The following is a 15,711-nucleotide window of genomic DNA, read 5'->3' on the forward strand; positions in this document are numbered from 1 at the left end:
TTAGTTCTTTACTCCCCCTTTTCTTCTGCTAATTTTTGTTTATCCCATATTTTTAAGAATGGTAAGTAAATAAAGAATGCTAGTGCAAAGTTAACAAGTTGCAAAATAACCCCTGAAATTTTCCCACCCGATCCTAAATATCCACTAAAAAGAATAGGTGTCGTCCAAGGTACAGCCGCTCCGCTCGGACGAGCAACTAATCCCCATTCCATCGCAAAGTAAGAAACAAGCGTTAACACAACTGGAACTAATATAAATGGAATAAGTAAAAGTGGATTCATTACAATCGGCATGCCGAACGTCACCATTTCATTAATATTAAAAATACCAGGTGCAATGGACAATCGACCAATACTTTTTAATTGCTGACTTCGTGCAAACAATAACATTCCTACAACTAAAGCAAGTGTTGCACCGGAACCGCCCATATAAATCCATAAATCAAAAAACTGTGCGGTAATCGTATTTGGTACATCTTGCCCTGCTTGAAAAGCAACTCGGTTTTGATCCATTAACGATAACCAAATCGGGCTCATTACACCACCAACAATTGCAGCACCATGAATTCCGCACGCCCAAAGAACATGGACAATAATAACTGCAATTACAGCGCCCCAAAGACTAGCACCAAGTACACTAAGTGGCTCTTGTAGCAGCTTCCCTACAACATTATGAATACTTCCGAAAGTTGTGTGTTCAAAAATCAATCTAATGATCCAAACAACTGTCACAACAATAAATCCTGGAATAAGAGCAGCAAATGAACGTGTTACTGCAGGTGGAACTGTCTCAGGCATCTTTATAATCATTTTTTTCTGTACAATAAATCGGTATATTTCAGTAGATATAATTGCAATAATCATCGCTACAAATAAACCTTGGCTTCCCATTAACGCCGCTGGGATTGCTCCATCTACAATCACACTTTCCTTCGTGCTTGGTATAATATATGCAACTTGAAATGGAGTCGCAAGTAAAAATGTCACAAGCGACAATGCCCCGGATGCTAAAGCATCCACTTTATAATACTCCCCAAGTCTGTAAGCGATTCCAAAAACAGCTATTAAAGCCATTATATTAAAAGTTGCACTAACTGGATACCCCAAAGCTTTCTGCCAACTCTCACCAAACAACCCTGCCATAAAATCATTATAACCTGGTATTGGTAATGCACTAATAATAAGAAAAAATGATCCAATAATTAAGAAAGGCATCGTTAAAATAATTCCATCACGTATAGCTTGCAAATGCCTCTGCTCTGCTACCTTTCCTGCTATTGGCATTACATATTTTTCTAAAAACCGTATCATCTATCCCACTCTCCTCATGGTTTCATTGACAAAGCTGCTTGCAAGATAGCCTCCCCATTACAAAGTCCGTAATGGACGGATTGAATGACATCAACAGGTATCCCTTTCCCCTTACATAGTTCTTTCATTTTCGGTAATAAATAACGTACTTGCGGTCCAAGTAAAAGTACATCTGCTTCATCGATGTGACTATTCACTTCAGAACCTGATACAGCCCAAATCTTTACCTCTATCCCTTTTGCCTGTGCTGCTTTCTCCATTTTTGTAACAATCAAACTGGAAGACATTCCCGCTGCACAGCAAAGCAAAATATTCATCCCGCATCCCTCCCCTTTTTTCTAAACCTAAGTTATGGTACATCCCTTGCTACCACTAGGTTACAAATATATATGTCTAGATTTCTAACTGTATGCCGAGCTTAAAAACAAAAATTTCTCGGTTTTCACGCTATTCCATCTATCGGTATTTTCCTAGTAAAGGGGACTCTAACTCGCTATAATAATTCAGTATGATTTTTTTAATTGATAGGAGGATATATTTATGAAGGCATATCGCTTTCCACTTATTTTATTATCTTCTATCCTAATTGGTGGTTTCATTGGTTATTTCATGGGTGCCGATGCAGTTGCTTTAAAGCCGCTTGGTGACATTTTCTTAAACTTAATGTTTACGATTGTTGTACCGTTAGTGTTCTTTAGCATCGCGTCATCTATTGCTAATATGGATGGATTAAAACGTTTCGGTAAAATTATGTCTAGTATGGCTGGGACTTTCTTATTTACGAGTATTTTAGCTGCTATTTTTATGATTATTGTCGTGAAAGTATTCCCGCCAGCACAAGGTGTTGTATTAGAATTAACACAACCTGACAAAGCTGAAAAAGCAGTTAGTGTTGCAGATCAAATCGTTGGTATTCTAACAGTATCTGACTTCTCGAAGTTACTATCTCGCGAAAATATGTTAGCTCTTATTTTCTTCTCTATTTTAATGGGGATTGCAACTTCAGCAGTTGGTGAAAAAGGAAAACCATTCGCTACATTCTTACAAGCTGGTGCAGAAATTTCAATGAAAGTCGTATCTTTCATTATGTACTACGCTCCAATCGGACTTGCTGCTTACTTCGCAGCATTAGTTGGCGAATTCGGACCACAACTTCTTGGAACTTACTTCCGAGCAGCAATGGTATACTATCCAGCATCTCTAATTTATTTCTTTGTATTCTTCACTTTCTATGCATACCTTGCAGGTCGCAAACAAGGTGTTCAAATATTTTGGAAGAACATGGTCTCTCCTACAGTTACATCTCTTGCAACTTGTAGTAGTGCCGCAAGTATTCCAGCGAACTTAGAAGCAACGAAGAAAATGGGTATTTCTTCAGACGTTCGTGAAACAGTTGTCCTTCTCGGATCTACACTTCATAAAGACGGCTCTGTTTTAGGCGGGGTATTAAAGATTGCTTTCTTATTCGGTATTTTCAACATGGAATTTGAGGGACCAAAAACATTAGCAATCGCACTTGTCGTTTCTCTATTAGTAGGAACAGTAATGGGTGCTATTCCAGGCGGAGGTATGATTGGGGAAATGTTAATCGTTTCTCTATATGGATTCCCGCCAGAAGCACTGCCAATTATCGCAGCAATTAGTACAATTATTGATCCTCCTGCAACGATGTTAAACGTAACAGCAGATAATGCTTGTGCCGTAATGACAGCTCGCCTTGTAGAAGGTAAGAACTGGATTAAAAATAAATTTGCTTAATAAATAGAAAGAGGGTGCTCGTTTAGAGCATCCTCTTTTTGTCGTTATTTGTTGATAAGTCGATATCCCTTGTCGAAACGTCGATATATTGAAAAAATCGTTGATATATTTGAAGTTATGATAGATATATTCGAAGAATCGTTGATATATTTGAGGTTATAATAGATATATTCGAAAAATCGTTGATATCTCCTCTTGCCACAAATTTGTTAAAATCTTCACAAATATTCCACACCTCTCATCCTTACTCCGTACTATAATCATGTATGGAAAAGGAGATGGAAACAATGACACAAAGCGCACCGGAATTTAAAGTTTTGCAAAGCATTGCATTTCTTGCTGTCGTTTTGCAAAGTTCCTTATTATATACAATGAATCAAGGAAATGTCTTACTTGAACAATCCCTCATTATGGGTATGCTATTTAATCTCGCAAAGTTTTCAGCACCTGCATTCATATTTATCGTTGGGTTTCACCTAATTCGTCACTATACAAAGCAATTAGTATACAAAGAATATATTTCTGAAAAAGCCACACACCTACTCATTCCTTATTTCTTTTGGTCTATTCTTTACTTATTAACAACAAACGATATTATGACATTACAAGGCGGGATAAAAAGTTTACTACTCGGAACAGCCGCACCGCATCTTTGGTACGTTATTATGATGTTCCAAATTCATTTATTATTCCCTTTACTATGCACACTATTTTATTGGTTTCAAAAACGAACAGAAAATAAAAAAGACATATATAAATATATGACCATCTTTGCTTGTCTATATTTCCTTTTAATGTGGTACTCCTCTCACTACATTTTTAATGGAGAGAAATTGACTAGTTCAACCATTTTACATTATACAGATCGTTCCTTCTTCTTCTACTCGTTCTATTTCGTTATGGGCGGAATCGCTGCTGTATCATTAAAAACTTGGCGTATATTTGTCATGAAACATATCCCGCTTATCACAATATTATTTTTCATCTTATTTTTATTCATCAATTATGAGTTATTTAGTTTTTACGGAGCAAACTCTATTCATTTAACCGTTTCTACTTATTTAAAACCGTCTATGTTTTTATATATCGTTTGTGAAATTATGATACTGTACGTGCTATCTATTACAATCGTACAGCGACGCGGTTTCTTATATAAAGCTTTACGATTTATCGGAAATTACACGTATGGTGCTTATTTAGCTCACTTTTTCTTCTTGCAACTATGTACAAAATTCCTTTCTTTATTCACACTGCAAGAAAACACAATATTATATAGCCTATTATTATTTACAATAACGGCTACAATCTCGATTTCAGCAATGGCCATTTGCAGTACACTACCACTTCATACGTGGATTACAGGACCTTCTCCTACAACAAATATAAAGTGGGCGAAGATCATACTTCGGAAAAATCACGAAAAAGTATGCAAACCATATCTTTGATATAATAGAATTCCATACAAGAAAAGAAAGTAGGATACACCTATGATTAATCAAATTGGACAAATTATGTTATATGTAAATAATCAAGATGAAGCCGTACAATTTTGGACTGAGACAGTAGGATTCCAAATTATTGCGGAAGAAAATAACGGAAAAGGATTCCGCTGGATTGAAATTGCACCGGCGAAAGAAGCAGGAACAAGCATCGTCCTTCACGATAAAGCGTTAATCGCGAAGATGCAACCTGAACTAAATCTTAATACACCTTCACTTATGTTCTTCTCAAATAACTTAGACCGTCTATATAAAGACCTTTCTGAGAAAAATGTCACAGTTGGACAAGTTGTAAATTTACCTACTGGTAAAGCATTTAATTTTGCTGATAATGAAAATAATTACTTTGCGGTAATGGAACGAAAATAAAAAAGAAGCTATCCGAAAAAATCGGATAGCTTCTTTCATTTTAAGAAACTTGTTCTGTATTCGTTTCTCTATGCTGTATATGACTCGTAATCCAAGCAATTCCACCAGCAACAACGAGGTAACATAACAATATTAAAATTTGCATTCGTAATTGCGACCAATCCCCTAAAGAAATAACATCTTGTAATCCTCTAAGAGAATGTGACATTGGAAGAAACTGTCCGATTTTGCTAAGAACAGCTACGTTTAATTCTCCTGGGAAAGTCCCCCCACTCGTCGCTAATTGCAAGACGAGAAGTGTTACTGCCGCGAATTTCCCAACAAGACCAAATACCGTTACTAACATAAGAATAAACGTCATGAACGTAAAGGAAATAACAATACTTGATAAAACAAAGAGCGGTACACTTGCAACTTCTAATTTCATGGCTCCTAGCACAACAACATCTACAAGTAGCGCTTGAATGAGCCCAATTAAATATACTAATCCTAGTTTATTAATAAAGTGTACCGTTCCACTTACCTTCATATTTTGTCTACGGCCAAGCGGTAAAATATTTGATGCCATAATTCCGCCGACATAAAATGCAAGTGATAAGAAATATGGTGCAATACCTGAACCGTAGTTAGGTACGTCAGAAACTGTTGACTTCACTAATTGAACTGGCTCCGAGAACATCGTATTGCGTGCATCATCATTGCGAACATCCGCTATCTTCTCTGCGCCCTCTCCTAATTTCATAGCAAGTTCTTTCGCACCGTCGTCAAGTTTAACAAGGCCATTCACTAACTTGCCAGCGCCATTATTCAGCTCTGTTCCACCACTCGCAAGCTGATTTACACCTTCTTGTAATGATGTAAATCCATTGCCCCACTTCGTAAATCCATCAGCTAGATTTGCCGCACCATCTGCTATCTTTTTCGTTCCAGCAGTAGCTTCATTTAACTTAACTCCGAATGTATTCATGCCTTCTTCAACTTTAAGCTGACCGTCAGCAAGCCTCTTCGCGCCTTGTGTCAATTGTTGTTGGCCATTATTTAAAGTATTTGTTGCTTTAGCTAACCCATTAGAAGTAGCAACGATTTTTTGAAAAGCAGGATCTTGCTGTGCTTCTGGATGACTTTTCATGTACTCCTCTAATTGCTTCTTCACACTACTTGCCGCATCATCCGCTTTCACTTGTCCCTCAGCAAGTTTCTCGCTTCCGTTCACCCATTCATTTGTACCAACACTTAATTCACTAACTCCTGATTGTAAAGTTCCTTCACCTTGCGCTAGTAATTCCAAACCACTATGAAGTGATGTCGCTCCTTGACTTAGCTCATTTGCTCCCCCGGTTAAAGCAGATTGACTGGATGCAAGCTTGTCACTTCCCTCTTTCAATTTCGATGTCCCGTCACTTAAACGATCAATACCATCCGCAAGCCGATTTGCTCCATTTTTTGCATCGGTCGTTCCTTCATGTAACTTCTCAGCCCCATTACTTGCATCACTCAATCCTTGTGCCAAATCTTGAAACTTTGAAAAGACACCTTCTGTATAAGATTTCGTAATACTGTTTGAGATTTTTGTTTTCATATTTTCCACAGCTGTCGTTCCAATTTGAGCTGCTACAAAGTTTTTACCTGGATTTACTTTGTAATGCAATTGTGCCGGTTCTGGTTTCTCATCCATAAGTGTACTTACTTTTTTAGAGAAATCTTCCGGAATCGTAACAACCATATAATACTTATCTTCTTTTAACCCTTCATCAGCATTTTTTTCTGATACGAAATGAAAAGCCAGTTCCTTATTCTCTTTTAAATTTTTAACAAAGTCGTCTCCTGCATGAATTGTTTTTTCATCCATTGCAGCACCTTTATCTAAATTCACAACTGCAACAGGTAATTTATCTAATCGTCCGTATGGATCCCAATATCCAACTAAAAAGAATCCCGAATAAATTAAAGGAACGATTAACAAAAAAATTAAAGCGATACGTCCATGTTTATGGTGCCACATCGCTTTCCAATCTTTAAATACAAGTTGAATTCCCTTCATGAAACATACTCCTTCTCCGAATTTAACACCATTAGAATGGTTTAACAGATTTACTATACACGTCCATTTTCATACTGTATAATACATCTTTAATTATCAATCCATTCCTTTTGGTCTATAGAAAGGAGAGTCAAAATGGAACTTCTTCAACTAAAATACTTTCAAACAGTTGCACGATTAGAACATATGACAAAAGCCGCTGAAGAATTGCATATCGCACAGCCTTCGCTCAGCAAAACAATTGCTAGACTAGAAAAAGACTTAGGCGTTCCGTTATTTGATCGCCAAGGTCGACAAATTACATTAAACTCTTTCGGGAAAGTATTCTTAAAACGAGTAGAGCGCATTTTTCATGAATTAAGTGAAGGCGAACGAGAAATTAAAGATTTAGCTAACTTACAACAAAGCTCTATTACGCTGGCCGTTTCTATTCCAAGAATATTACCAGAACTACTCGGTTCTTTTTTACTAGAACATCCTAATGTTAGATTCCAGCAGTTTCTCGCATCTACTCCTTCTATGAAACGACAACTAGATAATATAGAAATTGACTTTTGCATTTCTTCTGTGCCAATTGAAGGCGAGGAGATTATTTGGGAACCACTTATTACAGAAGAAATTTTCTTAGTCGTCCCTTCAGGCCACCGTTTATCAGGACGTGAGAGTATCTATCTTCATGAAGTAAAGGACGAACCGTTTATTAGTATGAACACTGGTTATGGATTTCGACACTTAACAGATGAATTTTGTAAAGAAGCTGGCTTCACTCCACATATCGCTTTTGAAGTAGATGAACCAACCGTGATTAGCGACCTTATTAAGCAAGGTCTCGGCATCGCTTTTGTCCCAAGTTTAACTTTATTAAAAAACTCTACTTTAGCATTAAATAAATTACGTATTATTGAACCGAATTGCGAGCGAACCATCGGCTTAAGTTGGTCGAAGAAACGCTATCTATCAAAAACTGCCCAGCAATTCCGTGAATTCGTGATTGACTACTTCTCCAATATTAGGTCATAAAATTATATCGATCATAACTTCAAATATATCGACGTTTCGCCAAGAAATATTGATTTATCAACAAATAACGACACAAATAGAAGGTGCCACCCCCATAGGGTGGCACCTTCTATTTCTTACTCTTCTCTAATTCCATTTCAGCTAAAAGTGGTAGTACATTATCAAAAATATGCGTATTATTATTTTCGCCTGTTACGTACCCACCGTAATATCTACTAAATACATTATCATTTCGAAATGTGGCCATATGTTCATACAATTCCGTCGCAAACTTTGTATCACCTGTTTGTAGTACGTACAAAATCGTTAATCCGTAGGCAGCTGGTGATTCATAATCCACAGTTTGTTTTCCCGTTTCTAAATTATAACGGCCGTATAACTTTCCGTCCTTCTGGAACTTCTTCTTTATGAATTCCAAATAAGCATCTGATGAAAGCCCCCCTAAACTACGATGATATGCAACGTATGATTGGTCAATAAGATTCACTTCTTTATCGTACGTAAATGTACCATCTTCCTTATACTCTTTCGGGAATACCCAGCCATGCCTTGGATAATTCGCTAGAAATTGAACCACTTCTTGATACTGCTCAGCAGAAACTTTTCCATACTTTTTCATGTACGAGAATGCATGCGGATTTATGTATGATGTTGTTGCAAAACCACTTTGCTTCCCTGCATCCGCGTCATAATAATCAACGTAATAATTATCTTTCTTATTGTAACGAAGTACAGCATCACTCAATTGATCTGCAAGGTTTTTATAACGATCTTCCTTATACATTTCATAAGCACGATATAATTGTTCTATAATACGAAGATCATCTATAAGTGCATTTGTAGCTGACTGCATTTCTCCCTTTTCAGAGACTTTCCATAAAACGATACGATCCTTATGTACAAAGTTATTTTGAACGACCTTTACTTGTTCATCAAATAACGCTTGATCATCTTTATCCAATGTATATTGTAGCCATAGCCCTGCCGATTCTGATAAAGCTTCACGGCCTTTCGCTTCCCCAGTACCTGCCTTTGTATCTTCTAAACGGTAGGTGGCAAGTGTCCCATTTTCATTCACCATATGTCTTAAAATAAAATGTTCCGTACGGTTTCCTTGTAAGGCTGACCAAAATACAATTCCACCTAAGGCGATTAAGAGAATAACTCCAATCCCTATATATAAACGTTTCCGCAATCTTTTCACCTCCCTAATAAGGCTAACCTTAATTTTACCAGAACATACGTAAATTAAAAAAGACAATCTATTAGATTGTCTCCCGCATTTCTACCCCTCACAAACCTCTTTAGAAGGTCTATATAGTGATTCCACAAGTCGGTCATATTCACGACGTGTAATTTCTTTATTATACAACTTCAATAATAAATCTCTATGCTCTTTTGAAAACGCCATCTTTTTAATGACCTCAGGATACATAAAACACCCTCTCCATTTCACATAAACTTCTCCAACCACAAAATGGAACTTATGTTCGCATAAAAGATTATAAAATATTCCTAGATAAAAAACAAACAAAATATTATTAAACGTTAATTTCTTTCTATTTATAATATTCAAACATCATATTACCATATTCACTTTTTAAATACATATATATTTTTGGCAGTTTATTGAATAAATCTTCCAATTCAATCAGAAAATAATGGCAAAAAAGAAGAGGAGTATATATATGGATACCGTAACATTAGCAAGAGCGTTTTTTGGTTCTTCATTAGCATTCCACATTATCTTTGCAACACTTGGAGTCGGGCTATCTTTGATGATTTTTATAAGTGAGATACTCTATCACTGGAAGAAAGATTCCGACTATGCCATTATGGCAAAAAGATGGACAAAGGCTTTTGCTATTCTTCTCGGTGTAGCAATTCCAACTGGAACAATTGTTGGTGTACAAATCTCACTTCTTTGGCCTGGTTTCGCCAAAATTGTTGGGCAAGTTATTTCTGTTCCCTTTCAAATTGAAATTTTCGCCTTCTTTTTAGAAGCTTTATTCATGTCTATTTATGTATATGCGGCTGATAAATTACCTCCATTCATGAGATTAATCTCACTCTTTTTCGTCATGATTGGTGCCACGGCATCCGCCGTGCTTATTACATCAGCAAATACATGGATGAATACACCCGCAGGCTTTTCCATGGGGCCAGATGGATCGGTTTTTAACGTTGATCCGTGGAAAGCCTTCTTTAATCCGAGCTTTGGCACAAGCGCATTCCACGTCGTTATTACAGCCTATGCGACTGGAGCAGCCGTCATTGCCTCTATCGCTGGATTTAAATTATTAAAGAAGAATGTAAGTGAGCGTGAAGTGGCTTATCATAAAAAGGGACTACTGTTAGGACTCGTCGTGACATTTATTACAGGTGCTACGATGTGGCTTTCGGGGCACGAATCAGCAATCGCCTTACATAAGCATTCACCTGAAAAACTTGCATCTGCTGAAGCTTTATTTGAAACGACATCACATGCTCCCTTATCAATTGGCGGGGTTGTGGATCCTAACACACTTGAACTAAACTATGCGCTGGAAATTCCGAACATGCTTAGCCTTTTAGTGGGACTAGACCCTAGCACCGTCGTAAAAGGTTTAAAGGAATTCCCACAAGAAACATGGCCACCATTTTACACACATACGCTGTTCAACTTAATGGTCGGCACCGCTGCCTTTACCTTTGCAGTTGCAGCAATCGCTCTCTTATATTGGTACTTCGTTTACCGAAAAAAAGGAACCGAGTTACCGAAGTGGCTTCTTTTGGGAGCTGCCGCATGTGGACCAGTTATGATGCTCGGTATTGAATTCGGATGGATTTTCAGCTGTAGCGGTCGTCAGCCGTGGACAATTTATGGTATGCAGCGTACAGTCGATGCTTCTACACGCGCTGATTTCGTCGGTCCTTTATTTATTCTATTCATTATTTTATATATCGGACTCGGTATTTTAACAGTCTTTGTACTACGGACATTCTTTAAGAGACATCCGCTAAAGAATGATTTACATCACCAAGGAGGCGATTCTCGTGCATGAGGAAAGCATTGCAATCATCATCTTATGGGCTCTTATTTTCGTATACAGTATATTAGGGTCCATTGATTTTGGAGCGGGTTTTTGGGGCATGGTATATGCGAAACATCCAACACTTGCTGCCAAGCTTGCCAATCGATACTTATCACCAACTTGGGAAGTAACAAATACGTTTCTTGTCTTTGTCGTTGTCGCTTTCCTTGGTTTCTTTCCGAAAGCAGCCTTTACCCTTGCAACCGTTATGTTCGTACCAGTCATGCTAATTCTAGTACTCGTTGCAATTCGTAGTACATTTATGGTATTTGCTTACTCTCTGCCGAAGTACCAACATCTTCTTCGGATTATTTCAGGTATTACAGGGCTCTTAATTCCAGCCCTATTAATTACCGTTTTACCTGTTACAGAGGGTGCCTACATTACAATGGCTGAAGGAAAAGAAGTACTCCTTTACGGAAAACTTCTTTCTAGTCCTGTTATTTATTGTTATATGCTATTCGGACTAACTTCGGAACTGTTTCTATCTTCTCTCTTTCTCGCGGATTTTGCGAGAGAGCAAGGTTCAGAAGATGCATATAGAATTTATAGAAGAAATGCCATCATACTTGGTCCTGCAACGCTCGTTACGGCAATTATAGCTCTCGTTGTAATGGACCCACAAACACACTGGCTAATGCAAGGATTAATAAAGCAATTCCCATGGTTTACAGTCTCTATCATTTTATTTGTTATCGGCTATTCCTCCCTTTGGTGGACAAATAAGAAATATAGCACACTAGGGTTTCCTCGCATTGCAGTTTTAGCTGTCGTCGCTCAATATGCATTTGCAAGCTACGCTTACGGCGTCGCTCATTTACCGTATATCATTTACCCGGACGTAACTGTATTTACAAGCTTTACAACGGTCGAAACATTCTATGCGCTTCTTATCCTCTACGCAATCGGGATTGCAATTTTACTACCCGGATTCATTTTCTTCTGGAATTTATTCTTGAAGGATCGAACTTTTTTGAAGGAAAAATAACAAAGTGAAACTTTAATCAGTAAGGGTTTTGTTCATCCCCACTGATTATTAACCTTCACCAATCAGGCGTTTACGGGTAGCAGGACTTCCACCTAACTTCTTTGCTCCCGCCGAATTTTGAGGTAGGAGTCTTACTGCCCACAAATAGCGGAATAAATGAGGGGCATTCGTACATAGAATGCCCCTCATTTATTAGACTCCTCTCCTAATAGTTATTTCACTAGTATGTATACTTGTCCTATAGCTTGAAAAACACATATTCACTTTCTTCTATTATACGTCTAGTTCCTCTTATTCTTTTTCGAATATACTACCAATACAGACCTTGAGACAAGCTACATTGATTCAAGGAAAAATAGAAAGGTAGGTAAAATATGAGCATTGAGATATGGATTACTATTATTGTATTCTTCTTAACGATGATTGTTATCTTTTGGCGACCTCGTGGCTTAAATGAGGCATGGCCAGCAGCAATTGGCGCTGGTATTATCCTCATTACTGGACTTGTCTCAAGGCCAGATGTCATAGACATTATAAGTAAAATCGGAGGCGCTTCCATAACGATATTGGCGACCATCGTTATGGCAGTTATATTAGAAAGCTTCGGCTTCTTCCATTGGGCTGCAGCAAAACTCGCAAATTTAGCGAAAGGTTCTGGACGCCGCCTATACTGGTATATTCAATTACTATGCTTTCTTATGACTCTTTTATTTAATAATGACGGTAGTATTTTGATTACAACCCCAATTCTAATCCTTCTTCTGAAAAATCTTCAATTAAAGCCTCATCAACAAATTCCTTATTTATTAAGCGGTGCTTTAATCGCCACTGCTTCTAGTGCACCAATCGGCGTAAGTAATATCGTAAACTTAATCGCATTAAATATCGTTAATATGACTCTTTATATGCATACTGCTATGATGTTTGTACCTGCAACATTAGGATTATTGTTTATGTCATGGCTCATGTACACTGTTTTAAAGAAAAAATTACCAGAGAAATTACCGGTTTCTTCATATGATATTGAAGAAATTTTCTTCACGAAAAACTTCCATCCGTTAAAAGGGAACAATTCTGTTGATACGAAACAAAAACGTACAAAATTCATGTTAAAAGTATTAGGTTTTGTCTTCCTTATGCGCTGTCTTCTGTTCGTTGCATCCTTCTTATCTATCCCAATCGAAATCGTTGCAGTGCTAGGTTCCCTCGTTCTTCTTATCTGGAGATGGTACTACTTACGAACAAACCCTGTCGATATTTTAAAAAAGACACCGTGGCACATTTTAATCTTCGCCTTCTCTATGTACGTCATTATTTACGGGCTTCACAACGCAGGATTAACAGCCGCACTTGTGCAATGGCTCGAGCCACTTGTAAGTCAGCATTTACTCTATGCTAGCTTTGCAATGGGCGGACTTGTATCCATCCTCTCTAACGTCTTCAATAACCACCCTGCCCTTATGATTGGTACAATCACATTAACAGAAATGGGGCTAGATCCAGTCACATTAAAAACAATCTACCTCGCAAACATTATTGGTAGTGACATCGGTTCACTATTATTACCAATCGGTACACTAGCTTCCCTCATCTGGATGTATATTCTGAAACAAAACAAAATTAAAGTAAAATGGAAAGATTATTTAAGCGTATCTCTCATCGTTATTCCTCTCACAACAGTCGTCACATTATTCCTCTTATACTACTGGGTACACCTCTTCTTTGCCTTATAAAGAAAACAGAAGCCCCCTTTGCTACCGTCTTAGCAAAGGGGGCTTTTTCTATAATTAAGTTAGGTACTACAGTGTGATCAATCAAGTAAAGAGGTGTAACGTGTTATTGGTATAAATGACTACCAGTATCTTTAAATTCTTTCGCCTTCTCTTTCATTCCTTTTTCAATTGCTTCTGTCGTTTCTAAGTCATTTTCTTTCGCATATTCACGAATATCATGTGAAATTCTCATACTACAAAACTTCGGTCCACACATTGAACAAAAATGAGCTGTTTTCGCTCCTTCTGCTGGTAACGTTTCATCGTGATACTCCATCGCACGTTCAGGATCTAAAGACAAATTAAATTGATCGCGCCAACGAAATTCGAAACGTGCTTTTGAAAGTGCGTCATCACGCTGATGAGCCGTTTTATGCCCTTTCGCAAGATCAGCCGCATGTGCTGCAATTTTATACGTAATAACCCCTTCTCGAACATCATCTTTATTTGGTAAACCTAAATGTTCTTTCGGCGTTACATAACAAAGCATCGCCGTTCCAAACCAGCCGATCATTGCTGCTCCAATTGCGGATGTAATATGGTCATATCCTGGTGCAATATCTGTCGTTAGCGGCCCAAGTGTATAAAATGGCGCGCCCTGACAAATATCAAGTTCTTTCTCCATATTTTCTTTAATTAAGTGCATCGGTACATGTCCAGGTCCTTCAATCATAACTTGCACATCATGTTTCCAAGCGATTTTCGTCAATTCACCAAGCGTTTCAAGCTCCGAGAACTGCGCTTCGTCATTTGCATCTGCAATCGAACCTGGACGTAATCCATCTCCAAGCGAGAATGAAACATCGTACTGCTTCATAATTTCACAAATCTCTTCAAAATGAGTATATAGGAAGTTTTCTTTATGATGGAATAAACACCACTGTGCCATAATCGAACCACCGCGTGAAACGATACCTGTCGTACGTTTTGCAGTAATTGGAATGTAACGAAGTAATACACCAGCGTGAATCGTAAAGTAATCAACGCCTTGCTCCGCTTGCTCAATTAACGTATCACGGTACACTTCCCACGTTAAATCTTCTGCAATTCCGTTTACTTTCTCAAGTGCTTGATAAATGGGCACAGTTCCAACCGGTACAGGAGCATTACGAATAATCCATTCGCGCGTCGTATGAATATTTTTACCTGTAGATAAATCCATAATCGTATCTGCACCCCAGCGCGTTGCCCATGTCATCTTCTCTACTTCTTCTGCAATAGAAGAAGATACAGCAGAGTTTCCGATATTTGCATTTACCTTCACATGAAAGTTACGTCCGATAATCATCGGTTCTGCTTCCGGATGGTTAATATTCGCTGGTAAAATCGCACGACCTTCTGCAATTTCCTTACGAACAAACTCAGGCTCCACTCCTTCACGAATCGCAACATACTCCATCTCAGACGTAATAATGCCATTACGCGCATAGTGCATTTGCGTAACATTTGCACCTTCCTTCGCTCTAAGCGGCTTACGATCCATTTGCGGGAAAACAGGTGTATGTTTCGAAGCCACTTTCACACCGTCATCCTCTGGTTTTACTTCACGCCCTTCGTATGCCTCTACATCACCACGCCCTAGGATCCAAGAGTGACGCGGCGCCTGCAACCCCTTTTCCAGTTCCACTTTATACTCAGGATCTGTATAAGGTCCACTCGTATCATACACACGGATGGGCGGATTTTGGACACCATTCGTATCGCTTTGTGCAATCTCACGCATCGGTACTTTCATACCTTCCCGTGGTCCATCTACATACACTTTCTTACTTCCTGGTAAACTCGATTTCAATTCAATTTGCTCAGCTGAAACAGATTGTTTCATAACCTTTGTTGCCCCCCTGTACGTGACAAGGACGAGATATGGCCAGCGTATGCCA

General features: G+C 38.2%; 14 protein-coding genes. 7 read left to right on the forward strand and 7 right to left on the reverse strand.

Going from position 1 to position 15,711, the window contains the following annotated elements; translation table 11 throughout:
* Nucleotides 1–8: 8 nt before the first annotated feature.
* Nucleotides 9–1,310 (reverse strand): PTS cellobiose transporter subunit IIC, encoded by a 1,302-nt coding sequence (gene celB / locus F0362_RS25670; protein WP_000617765.1) that lies wholly within the window; start codon nucleotides 1,308–1,310, stop codon nucleotides 9–11.
* Nucleotides 1,311–1,324: 14 nt separating this feature from the next.
* Nucleotides 1,325–1,627, reverse strand: a complete 303-nt coding sequence (locus F0362_RS25675) for a PTS sugar transporter subunit IIB (protein ID WP_001023559.1) — start codon at nucleotides 1,625–1,627, stop codon at nucleotides 1,325–1,327.
* 223 nt (nucleotides 1,628–1,850) lie between these two features.
* On the opposite strand from F0362_RS25675, the gene F0362_RS25680 reads away from it, so the two are divergent.
* The 3 genes from F0362_RS25680 (at nucleotide 1,851) to F0362_RS25690 (ending at nucleotide 4,936) form a co-directional block, all read left to right on the forward strand.
* A complete protein-coding gene (locus F0362_RS25680) occupies nucleotides 1,851–3,068 on the forward strand; it encodes a dicarboxylate/amino acid:cation symporter (RefSeq protein ID WP_000649369.1) in 1,218 nt (405 codons plus the stop codon).
* A gap of 287 nt (nucleotides 3,069–3,355) precedes the next feature.
* Nucleotides 3,356–4,513: an acyltransferase gene (locus F0362_RS25685; protein ID WP_000194326.1), complete on the forward strand. Its 1,158-nt coding sequence runs from the start codon at nucleotides 3,356–3,358 to the stop codon at nucleotides 4,511–4,513.
* Between the two features lie 42 nt (nucleotides 4,514–4,555).
* On the forward strand, nucleotides 4,556–4,936 hold the full coding sequence (locus tag F0362_RS25690; RefSeq protein WP_000609842.1) for a VOC family protein: 381 nt from the start codon (nucleotides 4,556–4,558) through the stop codon (nucleotides 4,934–4,936).
* Nucleotides 4,937–4,976: 40 nt separating this feature from the next.
* Here the strand turns inward: F0362_RS25690 and F0362_RS25695 are convergent, their stop codons facing one another.
* Entirely contained in the window at nucleotides 4,977–6,977 is a 2,001-nt protein-coding gene (locus F0362_RS25695) for a YhgE/Pip domain-containing protein (RefSeq protein ID WP_149890026.1), read from the reverse strand.
* 135 nt (nucleotides 6,978–7,112) lie between these two features.
* On the opposite strand from F0362_RS25695, the gene F0362_RS25700 reads away from it, so the two are divergent.
* A complete protein-coding gene (locus F0362_RS25700) occupies nucleotides 7,113–7,997 on the forward strand; it encodes a LysR family transcriptional regulator (RefSeq protein ID WP_000421933.1) in 885 nt (294 codons plus the stop codon).
* 109 nt (nucleotides 7,998–8,106) lie between these two features.
* Here the strand turns inward: F0362_RS25700 and F0362_RS25705 are convergent, their stop codons facing one another.
* Together F0362_RS25705 and F0362_RS30645 are read right to left on the reverse strand one after the other, a co-directional pair.
* Nucleotides 8,107–9,192, reverse strand: coding sequence for a hypothetical protein (locus F0362_RS25705; protein WP_001231685.1), 1,086 nt, complete (start codon nucleotides 9,190–9,192; stop codon nucleotides 8,107–8,109).
* Nucleotides 9,193–9,282: 90 nt separating this feature from the next.
* Nucleotides 9,283–9,432 carry a hypothetical protein gene (locus tag F0362_RS30645; RefSeq protein WP_000283176.1) on the reverse strand — a complete coding sequence of 50 codons (150 nt, stop codon included), beginning with the start codon at nucleotides 9,430–9,432 and terminating at the stop codon, nucleotides 9,283–9,285.
* Between the two features lie 253 nt (nucleotides 9,433–9,685).
* On the opposite strand from F0362_RS30645, the gene cydA reads away from it, so the two are divergent.
* A complete protein-coding gene (gene cydA / locus F0362_RS25710) occupies nucleotides 9,686–11,041 on the forward strand; it encodes a cytochrome ubiquinol oxidase subunit I (protein ID WP_000381963.1) in 1,356 nt (451 codons plus the stop codon).
* Nucleotides 11,034–12,059 (forward strand): cytochrome d ubiquinol oxidase subunit II, encoded by a 1,026-nt coding sequence (locus F0362_RS25715; protein WP_000544171.1) that lies wholly within the window; start codon nucleotides 11,034–11,036, stop codon nucleotides 12,057–12,059. The genes cydA and F0362_RS25715 overlap by 8 nt, the downstream gene beginning before the upstream one ends.
* A 48-nt stretch (nucleotides 12,060–12,107) precedes the next feature.
* On the opposite strand, the gene F0362_RS30650 is transcribed toward F0362_RS25715, so the two are convergent.
* Nucleotides 12,108–12,248 (reverse strand): hypothetical protein, encoded by a 141-nt coding sequence (locus F0362_RS30650; RefSeq protein WP_172624228.1) that lies wholly within the window; start codon nucleotides 12,246–12,248, stop codon nucleotides 12,108–12,110.
* A 185-nt stretch (nucleotides 12,249–12,433) separates the two neighbouring features.
* On the opposite strand from F0362_RS30650, the gene F0362_RS25720 reads away from it, so the two are divergent.
* Nucleotides 12,434–13,792 (forward strand): arsenic transporter, encoded by a 1,359-nt coding sequence (locus F0362_RS25720; protein WP_000021138.1) that lies wholly within the window; start codon nucleotides 12,434–12,436, stop codon nucleotides 13,790–13,792.
* Nucleotides 13,793–13,895: 103 nt separating this feature from the next.
* On the opposite strand, the gene thiC is transcribed toward F0362_RS25720, so the two are convergent.
* Complete coding sequence (thiC, locus tag F0362_RS25725; RefSeq protein ID WP_000814459.1) at nucleotides 13,896–15,656, reverse strand: phosphomethylpyrimidine synthase ThiC; 1,761 nt, start codon at nucleotides 15,654–15,656, stop codon at nucleotides 13,896–13,898.
* Nucleotides 15,657–15,711: the final 55 nt, after the last annotated feature.

This window comes from Bacillus sp. BS98, assembly GCF_008432245.1.
Lineage (GTDB): Bacteria > Bacillota > Bacilli > Bacillales > Bacillaceae_G > Bacillus_A > Bacillus_A toyonensis.